The organism is Flavobacterium sp. (genome assembly GCF_044361015.1).
In the GTDB taxonomy this organism is placed as follows: domain Bacteria; phylum Bacteroidota; class Bacteroidia; order Flavobacteriales; family Flavobacteriaceae; genus Flavobacterium.
On sequence record NZ_JBIKJL010000002.1, the window covers coordinates 1 to 17,750 of the forward strand.

Genomic DNA, 17,750 nt, shown 5'->3' on the forward strand with positions numbered 1-17,750 from the left:
AGGTTACTATTATCCGCCATGACCACATAACCGCCGTCTTTTTTGATATACGATTTGAGATAAGCCAAGTTAATCAAATGCGACTGATGTATGCGCTCAAAACCATGCTCTGTCAACAAATCTTCGTATTCTTTTAACGTCTTTGAAATTAAAACTGGTTTGTTGTTTTTGATGTAAAACTTGGTGTAATTGTCTTCGCTTTCGCAACGGATGATATCGCTAATTTCAAAAAGATGAATTCCATCGGCGGTTGATAGCGCAATGCGTTTGAAGTTATCTACTTTTCTGCGAATGTTTTCCAACAGCAAATCAATATGAGCCACACTTTCACTTTTAACCAATACATTTTTTATTTTGCTTATGACTTTTTCTAATTCATCTGGATCAACCGGTTTTAATAAAAAATCCAAAGCACTAAATCGAAATGCTTTAATGGCGTATTGCTCGTGAGCGGTGATGAATACGATTTGAGAATTCAGTTTTCCTCTTTTATTCACTTCTTCTAACAAATCAAAACCAGAACCGTCTCCCAAATGAATATCTAAAAAAACCACTTGAGGTTCCGTTTTCAATAGCAATTCGGTTCCCGTTTTCACACTATCGGCTTCACCTATAATTGCTATTTCTGGTGCATACCGACTCAATAGCGATTTCATTCCGGCTCTTAAATTGTCGTCGTCGTCTATTAATAGGGCTGTTATCATAATTAGTGTTCAGTATTCAGTTGTTAGTGTTCAGTCGGTCTAATTTAGCAATCAACAACTGATTACTAAACACTGACCACTGATTACTTTATATATTGTATTGGCAAATTCAAGACTACTTTTGTACCCAGAATGTCACCCTTATCATTTTTTATTGCTGTAATTTCAACATTGGCTTTGCGCGACGTTGTTGCTTCCATCATTTCCAAACGTTTTCTTGTTATATCCAACGCCATCGATTTATGCACCGAAACCAGACTTTCTTTAATTTCTTTCGATTTATCAAATCCAATTCCGTTGTCTTCAATGGTGCAAATCAAATTTTCTTTTTCAGTTGAGAAACTAATTGCAATAGTTCCCTTTTCGTTCTTTGGAATTAATCCGTGAATAATGGCGTTCTCAACAAATGGCTGCAATAATAGTGGTGGCAATGCCATATCGTATTCAATGTCTTTCCCTTTTGAAATACTAAAATCAAATTTATTGTTGAAACGCAATTGTTCCAGCTCCAAATAATTCTGCAAACTTTCAATTTCTTTGTCAATAGGAATTAGTGTTTCTTTGGAATACTCTAGTGTCAATCGCATCAATTTAGAAAATTTCGACAAGTATTTAATCGCTGAATCCGTTCCATTTTGCACAATAAAACTCGATATCGAACCCAAACAATTGAATACAAAATGGGGATTCATTTGCAAGTGCAGTGCTTTTTGTTCGTATTCTGCCAATTCTTTTTGCAGGGTCAATGTCTTTTTAAGTTGCATTCTGTTGTAAATCAAAAAGGCAATTCCCATTAGCAACAAGACAAATAATGCAATAAAAATGGTTTGTAAGGTTTGTCGTTTGGATTGTTCTGCAAGAAGCAGTTCTTTCTTTTCCAACTCCTTTTTCTGCAGCACTTCTTTCTTTTCAAATTCATAGTACATTTCAGCTTGGACACTTTTTCTGATATTTTCGTGATTGATCAAACTGTCTTGAGCCGCTTTAAACAATTTAAAATGTAAGAACGCTTCGTTTGGTTTATTGATTTTTTCGTAGACATCACTCAATAATTTTTCAGCCAAGGCAGTCCCTTCCAAAACATTTAATTGCTTGGACAAAACGGATGCTTTTTGTGCATAAAGAATGGCATTAGGATAGTCTTGTCGGGCAAAAAACAGTTCACCTATTAAGTGATAGGTGTCTGATTTACCAAATTTATCCTCGATTTTATCGAATGATTGCAAAGCCTGATTCCAACTTTCAAATGCTTTTTGAGGATTTGAAGTTTGCTTATAATACAACCCTAGATTGTTGTATAATTCACCCAAACCTCTTGGATTTGGAAACTTTTCAAAAAGTACAATGGCTTTGTTATAATAATCCAATGCTTTTGGATAATTTTTCTGATCGAGGTAAATGTTTCCAATATTAGTAGTAGTGATCCCAACTGTTTCGTCATTAATTTTTTCTTGAATCTTCAAACATTTGATAAACGAGTCTAAAGCCTTGAAGTGTTCGCCTTGTGCTTTATAAACGATTCCAATGTTGTTATAAATTCTGGCACATTTGCTTTCATTACCAATTTCTTCATATATTTTTACCGCTTTCAAATGATACTGTAATGCCTTGGCATAATTACTTTGTTCAGAAAAAACAATTCCTATACTACCAAAGGCTCTTGCTAAACCATTTTTAATTTCTTCATTGTTTGCATTTGCGTTTGATGCTTTTTCTTTTTCAAAAACTGCTTGAGCATTACTAAAATTTTGCAAAGCCAAAGGATAGTTTCCCAAAATAATATAACTATTGCCTAAATTTAAATAGGCATTTCCTTCTTCTAATTTATAATTGATTTTTTGGGAAAGTTGCAAAGCCAAATTTGCGTATTTTTGAAGTTTCTTGGGGTCGGTTGTTTGATAATCTACTGCAATCGCATTGAGCAATTGAGCTTTATCAATATCATTCTTCACCTGACTCAAGGCCTGTTTTAAGCTGTCAGTTTTTACAGTTTGTCCTTGAAGACTTGTAAAACTAAGAACTAAAGTGACCACCGCTACTTGTAATTTCTTCATACAAAAGAATTGAAAAACAAATATAGTTTTTCATTAGTAAAGTAACTATTGAAAATGAGTATTGAGGCATTTTGAATGAGAATAATTAAATTAAAAATCATGATAGCACCGTTTTTTCTATCTTTAAACTTCAATGTCGGGTAAATGACGGGTCAATTTCAATCAAAATAGTTGCCTCAAAAAAAGAGGGGTTGTACTATTGCCAAACAATTAATAACCATACTATGAAACAACCGGAACTAGGTAAGATTCTAACCAACTTACGCAACGAAAAAGGATTAACTCAAGAAGAGTTAGTTGAAAAATGTAATATCAGTGTTCGAACCATTCAACGGATTGAAGCAGGGGAAGTAACTCCTAGAAGTTATACCGTAAAAACCATTTTGGCAGCACTTGATCAAGATTTGGAGACAATTAAGGAAGTTTTTTCGGAAGACGAAACCAATAAGTTTACCATTTCAAACAAAGATTTCAAGCTGCTTAATCTGGCTTTCTATAATGGAATTGTTTATTTTATTCTTGGTTTTGTTGAATTCTATATGGATATAGAATTAGAATTCACAAAGACGTTAGAAATCTCAAGTGAATTCTACGTCACAATCAAACTCCTGTCATTTATATCGATGCTGTTTTTCTATACCGGATTTATTATTAGCGGAGCCATTTTTAAAAACTATCTCCTTCGAATAAGTTCTGTTCTAATCATGGTTCTATTCGGAATAGGATATGTTTTTGATATTTACAGTTGGTTTACTCCCTCCGAGTCTGAAGAATTTTTATGGGTTGTATTGTGCATCTTCATTGGTTGTGCATTTGTGCTCAATGGAATTGCTGTATTGCGACTGAAAAACTACTTAGGAACAAATCTGCCAACTGTTACTGCTGTGTTTTTAATTATAACAGGAGCCACATTTATAACAGTTATACTTTTTCTAATCGGGCTATTTTTCCTGATTCCGGTAAGTATTCTGCAAATACTTTTACTTTATAAAATAAAAGAATTGGATAAAAAGTTAAACTAAAAAAACGCTGGGAACAAAATTCCGAGCGTTTTACTAATTAAAACTATTTAATCAAAAATTATTTTTGCTTGAAGGCTTTTACTCCCGGAAAATAAGCTGTACTTCCCAATTCTTCTTCAATACGAAGCAATTGGTTATATTTCGCCATACGATCAGAACGAGAAGCAGAACCTGTTTTAATTTGTCCACAATTTAAAGCGACAGCTAAATCAGCGATGGTATTATCTTCTGTTTCACCTGAACGGTGTGACATTACTGAGGTATATCCGGCATTATGAGCCATATTTACAGCAGCAATTGTTTCTGTTAGTGTTCCAATTTGGTTTACTTTTACTAAGATTGAATTGGCAATTCCTTTTTGAATACCGGTTGATAAACGTTGTACATTGGTTACAAATAAATCGTCTCCTACTAATTGTACTTTATCTCCGATAAGGTCAGTTAAATATTTCCATCCATCCCAGTCGTTTTCGTCCATTCCGTCTTCGATGGAAATAATAGGGTATTTTGAAGCTAATTCAGCTAAATATTCAGCTTGTTCGGCAGAAGTTCTAATTTTTCCGGTTTCACCTTCAAATTTTTTGTAATCGTAATTTCCGTTTACATAAAATTCTGCTGCTGCACAATCTAAGGCAATCATTACATCTACTCCATAAGCATATCCTGCATTTTCAACTGCCAATTTGATTGAATCTAATGCATCTTCGGTTCCTCCGGCTAAGTTGGGTGCAAAACCACCTTCATCACCAACAGCTGTTGATAAATGACGGTTGTGTAATACTTTTTTTAAGTTATGAAATATTTCAGTACCCATTTGCATAGCATGTGTAAAACTGGTTGCTTTTACAGGCATAATCATAAATTCCTGAAATGCAATTGGAGCGTCAGAATGTGATCCGCCATTGATAATATTCATCATTGGAATAGGAAGTGTATTAGCAGAAACCCCACCAACATAGCGATACAATGGCATCCCTAATTCATTGGCAGCTGCTTTTGCAACAGCTAATGAAACACCCAGAATTGCATTTGCACCTAAGTTAGCTTTATTTGGTGTTCCATCCAATTCAATCATAGTTTTGTCAATTTGATTTTGCTCAAAAACAGACATTCCAACAATTTCACCAGCAATGGTTGTATTAACATTATCCACAGCTTTTAAAACACCTTTTCCCATATATGATTTTCCACCATCACGTAGTTCTACTGCTTCATGTTCTCCGGTAGAAGCTCCTGAGGGAACTGCAGCTCTTCCTAAAATTCCGTTTTCAGTAATAACATCAACTTCAATAGTTGGATTTCCTCTTGAATCCAAGATTTGTCTTGCATGCACTTTAATAATAATACTCATGATACTGTTTATTTACTATTTTTTTATTTTTGAATGATACACAAATTTAAGCATTCTAAATTTGGATTTATCCATAATTCAAGAAAGTTATAAACGCAATCGTTTTAGTGTAAAAAAAGACCTGACATTAAAAAAATGCCAGGTAATTGAAGTTTTATAACTCTTGTAATTTAGATTTTTGAATAATATCAATAAAATCATCAAACAAATAGGATGAATCATGCGGTCCCGGACTAGCTTCTGGATGGTACTGAACCGAGAAACAATTTTTTGATTTCATTCGCATACCTGCCACTGTTCCATCATTTAAATGTTCGTGGGTAATTTCTAAATCAGGATTTTTTTCAAGTTCTTCTCTAACCACTGCAAATCCGTGGTTTTGAGAAGTAATTTCTCCTTTACCGGTAATCAAATTTTTAACCGGGTGATTGATTCCTCTGTGACCGTTAAACATTTTATACGTTGAAATTCCATTGGCCAAACCAATGACTTGATGACCGAGACAAATGCCAAAAAGAGGTAAATTCTCTGCTATAATTTGTTTAGCCACTTCGATAGCATCAAAAAGCGGTTCCGGGTCACCGGGTCCGTTAGATAAAAAGTAACCATCAGGATTGAAGCCTTTTAAGTTATCAAAAGTTGAATCAAAAGGAAAAATTTTTATGTAGCAATCTCTTTTTGCTAAATTTCTAAGTATATTTTTTTTAATTCCTAAATCTAAAGCAGAAATTTTATAGGTAGCATTTTCATTGCCAAAAAAGTAGGGTTCTTTTGTTGATACTTTGGAAGCAAGTTCAAGTCCTTTCATGTCAGGAACATTTGCTAATTGCAATTTTAGCTCCTGAATAGTAGTTCCGTCTGTGCATATTACCGCATTTTGGGCACCATTATCACGAATATAACTTACCAAAGCTCTAGTGTCTACATCCGAAATAGCAATTAAATTTTGCTTTTCAAAATAGTCGTATAAACTTCCTGAAGCATCATAACGTGAATAGTTAAAACTAAAGTTTTTACATACTAACCCGGCAATTTTGACGGAATCTGATTCAATTTCTTGATCATTAAAACCATAATTTCCAATATGAGCATTGGTAGCGACCATGATTTGACCAAAATAAGATGTATCTGTAAATATTTCTTGATAGCCGGTCATTCCGGTATTAAAACATACTTCTCCAAAAGTAGTTCCGCTAATTCCAATCGATTTGCCGTGAAAAATTGTACCATCAGCTAATAAAAGAATGGCTTGTTTTCTAGTTGTGTAGTTCATTGTTGTGTGTTGTTTTGCAAATTTAATGTAAAAACTGAATTTAATACAGCTTTTTTAATTTTATGTAAAAAAAAAGGACAAACTCGAAAGTTCATCCTTTTGTATTATTGAATAAATGGTTTCATTATTCAGCAGCTTCGGTATTTTCAGTTGATTCTGCAGCTGGAGCTTCAGAAGCAGTAACTTCTGCTTTTTTCGCTTTACCACCACGACGGCTTTTTGCTTTTTTCTCTTCTTTTTTACCTCCGTTGTAAAGTTCATTGAAATCTACTAATTCGATCATCGCCATATCAGCGTTGTCACCCAAACGATTTCCTAACTTGATAATACGAGTATAACCACCTGGACGGTCACCTACTTTAGCTGCTACTTCTCTAAAAAGTTCAGTAACGCCATATTTATTTCTCAAGTTAGCAAATACAATACGTCTGTTGTGCGTAGTATCTTCTTTTGATTTTGTTATTAAAGGTTCAACAAATTGTTTTAAAGCTTTTGCTTTAGCAACTGTTGTATTAATTCGCTTGTGCTCAATAAGTGAACAAGCCATATTAGCTAACAAAGATCTTCTATGACCTTGTTGTCTACTTAAATGATTTACTTTTTTTCCGTGTCTCATCGCTATCTTACATTTAATCTCGCCAAAGGCGGATTAGATTATTCTTTATCTAGTTTATATTTTGACAAATCCATTCCGAAATGTAAGTTTTTAATTGCTACAAGCTCATCAAGCTCGGTCAATGATTTCTTACCGAAATTACGGAATTTCATCAAGTCGTTTTTATTGAATGATACTAAATCACCTAATGTATCAACCTCTGCAGCTTTCAAACAATTTAATGCTCTTACAGAAAGATCCATATCCACAAGCTTCGTTTTAAGCAATTGTCTCATGTGTAATGACTCTTCATCATAGGATTCTGTTTGAGCTATTTCGTCAGCTTCAAGAGTAATTCTCTCATCTGAGAACAACATAAAGTGGTGAATTAAAACTTTTGCAGCTTCTGTTAAGGCATCTTTTGGATTAATAGAACCATCAGTTTTAATTTCAAAAACTAATTTTTCGTAATCTGTTTTTTGCTCTACACGGAAATTTTCAATTGCATATTTTACATTTTTAATAGGTGTAAAAATTGAATCAGTAAAAATTGTTCCGATTGCTGCATTTTGTTTTTTATTTTCTTCTGCAGGAACATATCCTCTACCTTTTTCAATAGTCAACTCCATATTCAAGTGAACTTTTGCATCAAGGTTACAGATAATTAATTCAGGATTCAAAACTTGGAAACCTGAAATAAATTTTTGAAAATCACCAGCAGTTATTTGGTCTTTACCGGAAAGCGAAATAGTAACTGTTTCATTGTCAACATCTTCGATTTGACGTTTGAAACGAACTTGTTTTAAGTTCAAAATAATTTCTGTTACATCTTCCACAACACCGGAAATGGTAGAAAACTCATGATCTACACCTTCAATACGAACAGATGTAATTGCATATCCTTCAAGAGCGGAAAGTAAAACTCTTCTTAGTGCATTACCAACAGTCAATCCGTAACCAGGTTCTAAAGGTCTGAATTCAAACTTACCTTCAAAATCGGTTGAATCGATCATGATAACTTTATCGGGCTTCTGAAAATTAAATATTGCCATAATTACGACTTCTGTCAATTATTATTTGTTATATAACTCAACGATTAGTTGTTCTTTGATGTTTTCTGGAATTTGTAAACGTTGTGGAACAGTTACAAAAGTACCTTCTTTAGTATCATTGTTCCAAGTAATCCACTCATATACTTTACTAGCGTTTGCTAAAGAACTATTTATTGCTTCAACTGATTTTGATTTTTCACGAATAGCTACTCTATCACCAGGTTTCAAATGGTAGGAAGGAACATTCACAATTTCACCGTTTACGGTAATATGTCTGTGTCCAACGATTTGACGAGCTGCTCTTCTAGAAGGTGCTACGCCCATTCTGTAAACCACATTATCTAATCTAGCTTCACATAATTGTAAAAGGATTTCGCCTGTTACACCTTTGGAGGCAGCTGCTTTTTCAAATAAGTTTCTGAATTGTTTTTCAAGAATACCGTAAGTGTACTTCGCTTTTTGCTTTTCCATTAACTGTACTGCATATTCTGATTTTTTACCTCTTCTTTTAGCCAAACCATGTTGTCCAGGAGGGTAATTTCTTTTTTCGAAGGCTTTATCTTCTCCGAATATAGCTTCGCCAAATTTACGAGCTATTTTAGTTATTGGACCAGTATATCTTGCCATTTTAAATTGTTTTTAGATAGTGATTATGAATTCAGGTCAAATCCTTCGATAATCAAACTCTACCTTGGTTTATACTTAATAAAAATTATAATGATGCTGAAATAATTTCAGTAAAAATTAAACTCTTCTTCTTTTTGGAGGTCTACACCCGTTGTGAGGCATTGGAGTTACGTCGATAATTTCAGTAACTTCAATTCCACTGTTATGTATAGATCTGATGGCAGACTCACGTCCGTTACCTGGTCCTTTAACATAAACTTTAACTTTCTTTAAACCTGCTTCAAGTGCTACTTTTGAACAATCTTCTGCGGCCATTTGAGCTGCATAAGGCGTATTCTTTTTAGATCCTCTGAAACCCATTTTACCGGCAGATGACCATGAAATCACTTCTCCTTTTTTATTGGTAAGAGAAATAATAATATTGTTAAAAGTCGCACTAACATGAGCTTCGCCCGTTGATTCAACGATAACTTTACGTTTTTTTGCTGTTGTTTTAGCCATATTACTTATTATTTAGTTGCTTTTTTCTTGTTAGCAACAGTTTTTCTTTTACCTTTTCTAGTTCTAGAGTTGTTTTTAGTTCTTTGTCCTCTTAATGGAAGACCAGATCTATGACGAATTCCTCTGTAACATCCAATGTCCATAAGACGTTTGATGTGAAGTGAAACTTCTGAACGCAATTCTCCTTCAATTTTGTAATAAGAAACGGAATCTCGGATTGCTCCGATTTCGTCATCATTCCAATCTTGAACTTTCTTGTCTTGACTAACTTGAGCTTTTTCTAAAATCTCAATAGCTCTGCTTTTTCCGATACCGAAAATATAGGTTAAAGCAATAACTCCTCTTTTGTTTTTAGGTATATCTACCCCTGCGATTCTTGCCATAATTATCCTTGTCTTTGTTTAAATCTAGGATTCTTTTTGTTAATAACGTACAACCTGCCTTTTCTGCGAACAATTACACATTCGGCACTTCTTTTCTTTACTGATGCTCTTACTTTCATTGTGAATAGCTTTAATATCTATAAGTAATTCTTGCTTTTGTCAAGTCGTAAGGGCTCATTTCCAATTTCACTTTATCACCAGGTAATAATTTGATATAATGCATTCGCATTTTACCGGAAATATGAGCAATCACTACGTGACCATTTTCTAATTCTACACGGAACATTGCATTTGATAATGCTTCAATAATTGATCCGTCTTGTTCTATTGCTGATTGTTTTGCCATAAAAATTAAGCTACTGCTTTTCTATTTTTACCACTCTTCATCAATCCATCATAATGTCTATTCAGCAAATAAGAATTTATTTGTTGCATAGTATCAATTGCAACACCTACCATAATTAATAGCGATGTTCCTCCGAAAAACATACCCCAATTTTGCTGTACTCCCATCAAATTTACAACTACGGCAGGAAATACTGCTATAAGTGCTAAGAAAAGAGAACCCGGTAAAGTTATTAAGGACATTATTCTATCTAAAAAGTCAGATGTTTCAATACCTGGTCTGATCCCTGGTATGAATCCTCCACTTCTTTTTAAATCATCAGCCATTTTGTTTGTTGGCACTGTAATAGCTGTATAGAAATAGGTAAATACCACAATCAATAGAGCAAATACTAAATTATACCAAAAACCAAACATATCACTGAAGGCACCTGTAACGGATTGAGCAGTTTCAGATTTTGATAAACCTGCAATTGCTGCAGGAATAAACATGATAGCTTGAGCAAAAATAATTGGCATTACTCCTGAAGCATTAAGCTTTAATGGAATAAACTGTCTGTTACCGCCCATCATATCTTGTTCAAAATCTCCGCCTGCAGTTCTTCTAGCATATTGAACTGGTATTTTTCGTACTGCCATTACTAAAAGGATACTTGCAATAATCACTAGTAACCAAAGAATAATTTCAAATACCAACAATACTAATCCACCATTGTCTTGTGTTACAGTTGAAACAAATTCTTGTAAAAATGCTTCAGGTAAACGAGCAATGATTCCTACCATAATTAATAGTGAAATACCATTTCCAATACCTTTATCAGTAATTTTCTCTCCTAACCACATTGCAAAAATAGTTCCTGTTACCAAGATAACTACTGCTGAAAATAAGAAAGAAAAGGAATTAAATCCTAACAAAAATGCTTCTGATGGTAAAGTTCTGTATAAGTTGTAGATATAACCAGGACCTTGAACTAAAGTGATTGCAATTGTTAACCAACGTGTAATTTGATTAATTTTTTTTCTTCCACTCTCACCATCTTTTTGCAGTTTTTGTAAGTATGGAACTGCTATTCCCATTAATTGCACCACAATGGATGCAGAAATGTATGGCATAATACCTAAAGCGAATACAGATGCTTGAGAAAAAGCCCCTCCGGTAAACATATCTAGAATTGAACCAATTCCCTGATCTGTTTGAGTAGCTAAACCACCCAATTTAGTTGCATCTATACCTGGTAAAGTTACCTGTGCTCCAAAACGATAAACTAGAAGTAAACCTAGAGTAATTAAAATTCTATTTTTTAATTCTTCTATTTTCCAAACGTTTGTGAGTGCTTCAAAAAATTTCTTCATACAGTTAGTAAATTATAGAGTTACAGCTTCACCCCCTGCAGCTTCGATAGCAGCTTTTGCAGTAGCAGTAAATTTGTGAGCGGTTACTTTTAATTTGGCTTTTAATTCACCTCTACCTAATATTTTTACCAATTCGTTTTTAGTTGCTAAACGAGTATCAACAAATACTGAAAAATCTACAGTATCAGTCACTACACCATTATCTACTAAAGCTTGTAAAGAATCTAGGTTTACACCTTGATAGTCTACTCTATTGATATTTTTAAATCCAAACTTAGGCACACGTCTTTGAAGTGGCATTTGCCCTCCTTCAAAACCAATCTTCTTAGAATAACCAGAACGAGATTTGGCTCCTTTGTGACCACGTGATGCAGTACCACCTTTCCCAGAACCTTCTCCTCTACCTAATCTTTTATTTTGATTATGTGTTGACCCTTCAGCTGGTTGTAAGTTACTTAAATTCATTTTGAATAGTGTTATTTAGATTCTTCTACAGAAACTAAGTGTTTAACTTTATTTACCATTCCAAGGATAGCAGATGAATTATCATGCTCTACAACTTGTCCTAATCTTTTCAGACCCAAAGCAACTAAAGTCTTCTTTTGTGTAAGAGGACAGTTAATTTGACTTTTTACTTGTTTTACTAAAATCTTTGTCATAATTTCCTTGAATATTAACCTTTAAAAACTTTCTCTAAAGAAATTCCTCTTTGTTTAGCTACAGTATATGCACTTCTCATTTGAAGTAATGCATCGAAAGTTGCTTTTACCACGTTATGTGGGTTTGAAGATCCTTGAGATTTTGATAATACATCGTGAATTCCAACTGATTCAAGTACTGAACGAACAGCACCACCAGCAATAACTCCTGTACCGTGCGATGCAGGCATTAAGAATACACGTGCTCCACCAAATTTACCTTTTTGTTCGTGAGGAACAGACTGACCACTCAAAGGAATTTTTACTAAATTTTTCTTAGCATCTTCCACTGCTTTTGCAATAGCTTCAGATACGTCTTTAGATTTTCCTAATCCATGACCAACTACTCCGTTTTCATCACCTACCACAACAATAGCAGAAAAACCAAATGCTCTACCACCTTTTGTTACTTTGGTAACACGATTTACACTCACCAAACGATCTTTTAATTCAAGACCACTAGGTTTTACTAACTCTACATTTTTGTATTTGTTATACATAACTTCTTAGAATTTAAGTCCGGCAGCTCTCGCTCCATCTGCTAATGATTTAATACGACCGTGGTATAAGTATCCTCCTCTATCGAAAGTTACTGTATCAATACCAGCTTTCAATGCTTTTTCAGCAATTAATTTACCTACTGCTGATGCAACTTCAATGTTAGTTACTTTAGCGTCTATTCCTTTATCTCTAGAGGATGCGGCTAATAAAGTAACTCCATTTAAGTCATCTATTAATTGAGCATAGATTTCTTTGTTGCTTCTGAATACAGAAAGTCTTGGTTTTGTAGCAGTTCCGCTTACAATCTTTCTAATTCTGAACTTAATTCTCTGTCTTCTATCAGATTTTGTTAATGACATAATCTTAATTTTTAAGCTGATTTACCTGCTTTTCTTCTTAATACTTCACCTACGAATTTCACACCTTTTCCTTTGTATGGTTCTGGTCTACGGAAACCTCTAATTTTAGCGGCTACCTGTCCTAAAAGTTGTTTATCGTGAGAGGTTAATTTTACGATTGGATTTTTACCTTTTTCTGAAATTGTCTCCAATTTTACTTCCGGAGCAACTTCTAAAACGATATTGTGAGAAAAACCTAATGCAAGATCTAATTTTTGACCTTGGTTAGATGCTCTATATCCTACACCAACTAACTCTAATTCTTTTGTAAAACCGGTAGATACACCATTAACCATATTACTGATTAAAGATCTGTATAAACCATGCTTTGCTCTTTGTTCTTTATGGTCTGAAGATCTTTCTACTAACACTTGACCGTCTTCAACAGTTACAGTAACGTCCGAAAACTCCTGTGTAAGTTGACCTAATTTCCCTTTAACTGTGATAACACCTTCATTAACTTCAAATGTTACACCTGCTGGAATCACAACTGGATTTTTACCTATTCTTGACATCGTTCAGTCTTTTTATTAGTATACGTAACAAATTACTTCTCCACCTACATTCAATTGTTTAGCTTGTTTTCCAGTCATAAGACCTTTTGAAGTTGAAACAATTGCAATACCTAATCCATTAAGGATTCTTGGAAGGTTTGAAGAACCTGCATATTTACGTAAACCTGGTTTACTAATTCTTTGGATATCTCTGATTACAGGCTCTTTAGTAACTTTGTCGTACTTAAGAGCAATTTTGATGCTTCCTTGTACAGAAGTTTCATCAAATTTGTAACTTAAAATATACCCTTGATCAAATAAAATCTTTGTGATTTCTTTTTTAAGGTTAGATGCCGGAATTTCAACCACTTTGTGATTTGCTTTCACTGCATTTCTAACTCTAGTTAGATAATCTGCAATAGGATCTGTATACATATGTATAAATTTGCGGTAACGGTTTTCAACAAAAACTCTTTCTATTGAACCTGAAACCAATTAAAATTTGTTTTTACCAACTAGCCTTTTTGACACCTGGAATTAAACCTTGGTTAGCCATTTCACGGAATGTTACACGTGAAAGACCGAATTGACGCATATACCCTCTTGGTCTTCCTGTTAATTTACAACGGTTGTGTAAACGAACTGGAGAAGCATTTTTAGGTAGTTTTTGTAAACCTTCATAATCTCCGGCTTCTAATAAAGCCTTTCTTTTTTCAGCGTACTTTTCTACCGTTTTTTGTCTCTTAACCTCACGGGCTTTCATTGATTCTTTAGCCATAACTTAATTCTTTTTAAAAGGTAATCCTAATTCTGCTAATAATGATTTTGCTTCCTTATCTGTTTTGGCAGTTGTTACAAAAGTAATATCCATACCTGAAATTTTGTTCACTTTATCAATATCAATTTCAGGGAAAATGATTTGTTCCAAAACTCCAAGGTTGTAATTACCTCTTCCGTCAAAACCGGTTGCTTTGATACCACCAAAATCTCTTACACGTGGTAAAGAAGAAGTAATCAATCTATCTAAGAATTCATACATTCTTTCTCCTCGTAAAGTTACTTTAGCACCAATTGGCATACCTTTTCTTAATTTAAAAGACGCAACGTCTTTTTTAGAAATAGTTGCTAAAGCTTTTTGTCCGGTGATTTTTGTCAACTCGTCTACTGCATAATCAACCAATTTCTTGTCTGACACTGCAGCTCCGACACCACGGCTTAAAACGATTTTTTCCAATTTAGGAACTTGCATTACGTTTTTATAACCGAATTCTTCTTTCAAAGCAGGAATAACTCTACTTTTATATTCTTCTTTTAGTCTAGGTATATAAGCCATCACTATAATACTTGATTAGATTTTTTTGAAAATCTTACTTTCTTATCTCCTTCTACTTTGTATCCAACTTTAGCTGCTTTTTTCGACTTTGGGTCAATTAAAGACAAATTCGATACTTGAATAGGAGCTTCTTTCTTTACGATTCCACCTTGAGGGTTTTTAGCACTTGGTTTAGTATGAACTGAAACCATGTTAGTACCTTCAACAATCGCTTTATTTGCATCTATAAAAACACGTAATACTTTACCTTCAGCACCTTTATGGTCACCTGCAATAACTCTTACTATGTCTCCTGATTTAATTTTTAACTTTGTCATCATCAATCGATTTAAAGCACTTCAGGTGCTAATGATACAATTTTCATGAATTGTTTTTCACGAAGTTCTCTTGCTACTGGACCAAAAACACGAGTTCCTCTCATTTCTCCTGCCGCATTCAAAAGAACACATGCATTGTCATCGAAACGGATGTAAGAACCATCGGCTCTTCTCACTTCTTTTTTAGTACGTACAACAACTGCAGTTGATACAGCTCCTTTTTTTACGTTTCCATTTGGGGTTGCATCTTTAATTGAAACTACAATTTTATCTCCAACAGAGGCATAACGACGTTTCGTTCCTCCTAAAACACGGATAGTCAAAACTTCTTTTGCTCCTGTGTTATCTGCTACTTTTAATCTAGATTCCTGTTGTACCATAATTACTTCGCTCTTTCAATGATTTCAACTAATCTCCAACATTTTGATTTACTTAAAGGACGCGTTTCGCTAATTCTTACAGTATCTCCAATATTACAGTCATTTGTTTCGTCGTGTGCAACATATTTCTTAGTTTTTAACACGAACTTACCGTATAATGGGTGTTTTACTTTTCTTGTTTCAGAAACAACGATAGATTTCTCCATTCTGTTGCTAGTAACAACACCAACTCTTTCTTTTCTTAAATTTCTTTTTTCCATTTTCAGCAGAATACAATTATTGTAACTCTCTTTTACTTAGCTCAGTTACTAATCTCGCAATTGTTCTACGCACCGCTTTAATTTGAAGTGGGTTTTGAATTGGAGAAATAGTATGAGTCGTTTTTAGGTCGGCATACGTTTTTCTTGACTGACTAAGTTTCTCTTGTAACTCAGCTGAAGATAGACTTATAATTTCTGATTGTTTCATAATTAAATAGGATTATGCTTCAAAATCTCTAGCGACAACAAACTTAGTTTTAACAGGAAGTTTTTGAGCTGCTAAGCGTAATGCTTCTTTTGCAACTGACAAAGGAACTCCTCCTACTTCAAACATAATTCTTCCGGGTTTAACAACGGCAGCCCAATATTCAACTGCACCTTTACCTTTACCCATACGTACTTCAAGAGGTTTCTTAGTGATTGGTTTGTCCGGAAAAATTTTGATCCATAATTGTCCTTCTCTTTTCATATAACGAGTTGCAGCAATACGTGCAGCTTCGATTTGACGTGAAGTTAAAAATGATGAATCCATTGATTTAATTCCAAACATCCCGTTAGAAAGTTCGTGACCTCTTTGAGAATCACCTTTCATTCTACCTTTTTGTACCTTACGGTATTTTGTTCTTTTAGGCTGTAACATTTTTCTTTAATTTAAAAAATTACTTTCTTTTACGTGGGTTTGATTTTCCGTTTGGTTTTCCTCCTCTTGGAGCATCACCACCTTTACTTCCACCGCTAGCTTGTTTTTTATCCATGCCAACTAATGGAGAAAGATCTCTCTTTCCGTAAACTTCACCTTTCATGATCCATACTTTGATTCCCATTCTACCATAAGTAGTGTGAGCCTCTGCCAAAGCATAATCAATATCGGCTCTGAAAGTTGATAGAGGAATTCTACCTTCTTTGAAACCTTCTGAACGTGCCATTTCAGCTCCATTCAAACGACCGGAAATCAAAACCTTTACACCTTCTGCATTCATACGCATTGCTGCTGCGATAGCCATTTTAATAGCTCTTCTGTATGAAATACGGCTTTCGATTTGACGAGCGATACTTGTTGCAACTAAATAAGCATCAATCTCAGGTCTTTTAATTTCAAAGATGTTAATTTGAACCTCTTTGTCAGTAATTTTCTTAAGTTCTTCTTTCAACTTGTCTACCTCTTGTCCACCTTTTCCGATAATGATACCAGGTCTAGCAGTAGTGATAGTAACGGTTACAAGTTTTAAAGTTCTCTCGATGATTACTTTTGATACACTAGCTTTTGATAAACGAGCATGAATATATTTTCTGATTTTATAATCTTCAGCGATTTTGTCACCGTAATCATTTCCACCATACCAGTTTGAATCCCATCCTCTGATGATACCAAGTCTGTTTCCAATTGGATTTGTCTTTTGTCCCATCTTTATTAATTGCTTTGTGTGTTATTACTAGCTCCAAGCACGATTGTAACGTGATTTGAACGTTTTCTAATTCTGTGTGCACGACCTTGAGGAGCTGGACGAAGTCTTTTTAACATCATTCCACCATCAACTCTGATCTGTTTTACGAATAAAGCAGCTTCTTCCATATTAGCTTCTGCGTTTTTAGCTTGCCAATTGGCGATAGCTGATAACAACAATTTTTCTAATTTTCTTGAAGCTTCTTTTTGACTAAATCTTAAAATATTTAGTGCTCTTTCCACTTTCTGACCTCTTACCAAGTCTGCAACCAAGCGCATTTTTCTAGGTGAAGTAGGGCAGTTATTTAACTTTGCGAAAGCAATTTGCTTATTAGCTTCTTTTCTCGCGTCTGCTGTTTCTCTTTTACGAACTCCCATTGCTTCTTATTTTTTACCTTTATTTTTAGCACCTGCATGACCTCTAAATGATCTTGTTGGTGAAAATTCTCCTAACTTGTGTCCTACCATGTTTTCTGTTACATAAACAGGTACAAACTGACGACCATTGTGTACTGCTATAGTTTGTCCTACAAAATCAGGAGTTATCATTGAAGCTCTTGACCAAGTTTTGATCACTGCTTTGCTTGATTTCTCAATGTTTTCAAGTACTTTCTTATCTAATTTATAATGTACAAAAGGTCCTTTTTTTAATGAACGTGCCATGT

Annotated in this window: 29 protein-coding genes; 1 reads left to right on the forward strand and 28 read right to left on the reverse strand. The window is 34.3% G+C overall.

All coding sequences use genetic code 11. The features are described from left to right. On the reverse strand, positions 1-704 hold a 704-nt coding region (locus ACIQ2Z_RS01040; RefSeq protein ID WP_396182323.1), incomplete at its 3' end, for a LytR/AlgR family response regulator transcription factor. Positions 705-787: 83 nt separating this feature from the next. Then, complete coding sequence (locus ACIQ2Z_RS01045; RefSeq protein WP_396182324.1) at positions 788-2,758, reverse strand: tetratricopeptide repeat protein; 1,971 nt, start codon at positions 2,756-2,758, stop codon at positions 788-790. A gap of 224 nt (positions 2,759-2,982) precedes the next feature. Between ACIQ2Z_RS01045 and ACIQ2Z_RS01050 the strand changes: the two genes are divergently transcribed. Further along, the gene (locus ACIQ2Z_RS01050; RefSeq protein ID WP_396182325.1) at positions 2,983-3,780 is read left to right on the forward strand and encodes a helix-turn-helix domain-containing protein; all 798 of its coding nucleotides are present in this window, start codon (positions 2,983-2,985) and stop codon (positions 3,778-3,780) included. Positions 3,781-3,838: 58 nt separating this feature from the next. On the opposite strand, the gene eno is transcribed toward ACIQ2Z_RS01050, so the two are convergent. The 26 genes from eno to rpsS form a co-directional block, all read right to left on the reverse strand. Beyond that, positions 3,839-5,131, reverse strand: coding sequence for a phosphopyruvate hydratase (eno, locus tag ACIQ2Z_RS01055; protein WP_396182326.1), 1,293 nt, complete (start codon positions 5,129-5,131; stop codon positions 3,839-3,841). 154 nt (positions 5,132-5,285) lie between these two features. Beyond that, the gene (carA, locus tag ACIQ2Z_RS01060; RefSeq protein WP_396182327.1) at positions 5,286-6,404 is read right to left on the reverse strand and encodes a glutamine-hydrolyzing carbamoyl-phosphate synthase small subunit; all 1,119 of its coding nucleotides are present in this window, start codon (positions 6,402-6,404) and stop codon (positions 5,286-5,288) included. Positions 6,405-6,528: 124 nt separating this feature from the next. Further along, a complete protein-coding gene (gene rplQ, locus ACIQ2Z_RS01065; RefSeq protein ID WP_396182328.1) occupies positions 6,529-7,020 on the reverse strand; it encodes a 50S ribosomal protein L17 in 492 nt (163 codons plus the stop codon). 38 nt (positions 7,021-7,058) lie between these two features. Beyond that, on the reverse strand, positions 7,059-8,051 hold the full coding sequence (locus tag ACIQ2Z_RS01070; RefSeq protein WP_396182329.1) for a DNA-directed RNA polymerase subunit alpha: 993 nt from the start codon (positions 8,049-8,051) through the stop codon (positions 7,059-7,061). 21 nt (positions 8,052-8,072) lie between these two features. Next, entirely contained in the window at positions 8,073-8,678 is a 606-nt protein-coding gene (gene rpsD, locus ACIQ2Z_RS01075) for a 30S ribosomal protein S4 (protein WP_396182330.1), read from the reverse strand. 117 nt (positions 8,679-8,795) lie between these two features. Continuing rightward, positions 8,796-9,179: a 30S ribosomal protein S11 gene (gene rpsK, locus ACIQ2Z_RS01080; RefSeq protein WP_396182331.1), complete on the reverse strand. Its 384-nt coding sequence runs from the start codon at positions 9,177-9,179 to the stop codon at positions 8,796-8,798. A gap of 8 nt (positions 9,180-9,187) precedes the next feature. Beyond that, complete coding sequence (gene rpsM, locus ACIQ2Z_RS01085) at positions 9,188-9,562, reverse strand: 30S ribosomal protein S13 (protein ID WP_396182332.1); 375 nt, start codon at positions 9,560-9,562, stop codon at positions 9,188-9,190. Between the two features lie 2 nt (positions 9,563-9,564). Further along, complete coding sequence (gene ykgO, locus ACIQ2Z_RS01090) at positions 9,565-9,681, reverse strand: type B 50S ribosomal protein L36 (protein WP_084139925.1); 117 nt, start codon at positions 9,679-9,681, stop codon at positions 9,565-9,567. 11 nt (positions 9,682-9,692) lie between these two features. Further along, complete coding sequence (gene infA / locus ACIQ2Z_RS01095; RefSeq protein WP_112086714.1) at positions 9,693-9,908, reverse strand: translation initiation factor IF-1; 216 nt, start codon at positions 9,906-9,908, stop codon at positions 9,693-9,695. A 5-nt stretch (positions 9,909-9,913) separates the two neighbouring features. Continuing rightward, positions 9,914-11,260, reverse strand: a complete 1,347-nt coding sequence (secY, locus tag ACIQ2Z_RS01100; RefSeq protein WP_396182333.1) for a preprotein translocase subunit SecY — start codon at positions 11,258-11,260, stop codon at positions 9,914-9,916. A gap of 12 nt (positions 11,261-11,272) precedes the next feature. Next, a complete protein-coding gene (gene rplO, locus ACIQ2Z_RS01105) occupies positions 11,273-11,725 on the reverse strand; it encodes a 50S ribosomal protein L15 (protein ID WP_290858806.1) in 453 nt (150 codons plus the stop codon). Between the two features lie 11 nt (positions 11,726-11,736). Then, positions 11,737-11,919, reverse strand: a complete 183-nt coding sequence (gene rpmD / locus ACIQ2Z_RS01110; protein ID WP_396182334.1) for a 50S ribosomal protein L30 — start codon at positions 11,917-11,919, stop codon at positions 11,737-11,739. A gap of 14 nt (positions 11,920-11,933) precedes the next feature. Further along, a complete protein-coding gene (rpsE, locus tag ACIQ2Z_RS01115; RefSeq protein ID WP_290858803.1) occupies positions 11,934-12,458 on the reverse strand; it encodes a 30S ribosomal protein S5 in 525 nt (174 codons plus the stop codon). 6 nt (positions 12,459-12,464) lie between these two features. After that, on the reverse strand, positions 12,465-12,818 hold the full coding sequence (rplR, locus tag ACIQ2Z_RS01120) for a 50S ribosomal protein L18 (RefSeq protein ID WP_396182335.1): 354 nt from the start codon (positions 12,816-12,818) through the stop codon (positions 12,465-12,467). Positions 12,819-12,829: 11 nt separating this feature from the next. Continuing rightward, positions 12,830-13,372, reverse strand: coding sequence for a 50S ribosomal protein L6 (rplF, locus tag ACIQ2Z_RS01125; protein WP_396182336.1), 543 nt, complete (start codon positions 13,370-13,372; stop codon positions 12,830-12,832). A gap of 15 nt (positions 13,373-13,387) precedes the next feature. Beyond that, positions 13,388-13,786 (reverse strand): 30S ribosomal protein S8, encoded by a 399-nt coding sequence (gene rpsH, locus ACIQ2Z_RS01130; RefSeq protein ID WP_396182452.1) that lies wholly within the window; start codon positions 13,784-13,786, stop codon positions 13,388-13,390. Between the two features lie 73 nt (positions 13,787-13,859). Continuing rightward, positions 13,860-14,129: a 30S ribosomal protein S14 gene (gene rpsN / locus ACIQ2Z_RS01135; RefSeq protein ID WP_112086722.1), complete on the reverse strand. Its 270-nt coding sequence runs from the start codon at positions 14,127-14,129 to the stop codon at positions 13,860-13,862. A gap of 3 nt (positions 14,130-14,132) precedes the next feature. Further along, positions 14,133-14,684: a 50S ribosomal protein L5 gene (gene rplE / locus ACIQ2Z_RS01140; protein ID WP_290858793.1), complete on the reverse strand. Its 552-nt coding sequence runs from the start codon at positions 14,682-14,684 to the stop codon at positions 14,133-14,135. 2 nt (positions 14,685-14,686) lie between these two features. Then, positions 14,687-15,001: a 50S ribosomal protein L24 gene (gene rplX / locus ACIQ2Z_RS01145; RefSeq protein ID WP_396182453.1), complete on the reverse strand. Its 315-nt coding sequence runs from the start codon at positions 14,999-15,001 to the stop codon at positions 14,687-14,689. Between the two features lie 11 nt (positions 15,002-15,012). After that, positions 15,013-15,381, reverse strand: a complete 369-nt coding sequence (gene rplN / locus ACIQ2Z_RS01150; protein ID WP_007803649.1) for a 50S ribosomal protein L14 — start codon at positions 15,379-15,381, stop codon at positions 15,013-15,015. A 2-nt stretch (positions 15,382-15,383) separates the two neighbouring features. After that, complete coding sequence (rpsQ, locus tag ACIQ2Z_RS01155; RefSeq protein ID WP_290858790.1) at positions 15,384-15,641, reverse strand: 30S ribosomal protein S17; 258 nt, start codon at positions 15,639-15,641, stop codon at positions 15,384-15,386. A 16-nt stretch (positions 15,642-15,657) separates the two neighbouring features. Next, a complete protein-coding gene (gene rpmC / locus ACIQ2Z_RS01160) occupies positions 15,658-15,849 on the reverse strand; it encodes a 50S ribosomal protein L29 (protein ID WP_290858788.1) in 192 nt (63 codons plus the stop codon). Between the two features lie 12 nt (positions 15,850-15,861). Continuing rightward, positions 15,862-16,281: a 50S ribosomal protein L16 gene (gene rplP, locus ACIQ2Z_RS01165; RefSeq protein ID WP_290858787.1), complete on the reverse strand. Its 420-nt coding sequence runs from the start codon at positions 16,279-16,281 to the stop codon at positions 15,862-15,864. A gap of 19 nt (positions 16,282-16,300) precedes the next feature. After that, positions 16,301-17,047, reverse strand: a complete 747-nt coding sequence (rpsC, locus tag ACIQ2Z_RS01170) for a 30S ribosomal protein S3 (RefSeq protein WP_396182337.1) — start codon at positions 17,045-17,047, stop codon at positions 16,301-16,303. Between the two features lie 5 nt (positions 17,048-17,052). After that, complete coding sequence (rplV, locus tag ACIQ2Z_RS01175) at positions 17,053-17,463, reverse strand: 50S ribosomal protein L22 (RefSeq protein ID WP_396182338.1); 411 nt, start codon at positions 17,461-17,463, stop codon at positions 17,053-17,055. Between the two features lie 6 nt (positions 17,464-17,469). Continuing rightward, positions 17,470-17,748, reverse strand: a complete 279-nt coding sequence (gene rpsS / locus ACIQ2Z_RS01180) for a 30S ribosomal protein S19 (RefSeq protein ID WP_112086729.1) — start codon at positions 17,746-17,748, stop codon at positions 17,470-17,472. Positions 17,749-17,750 lie beyond the last annotated feature (2 nt).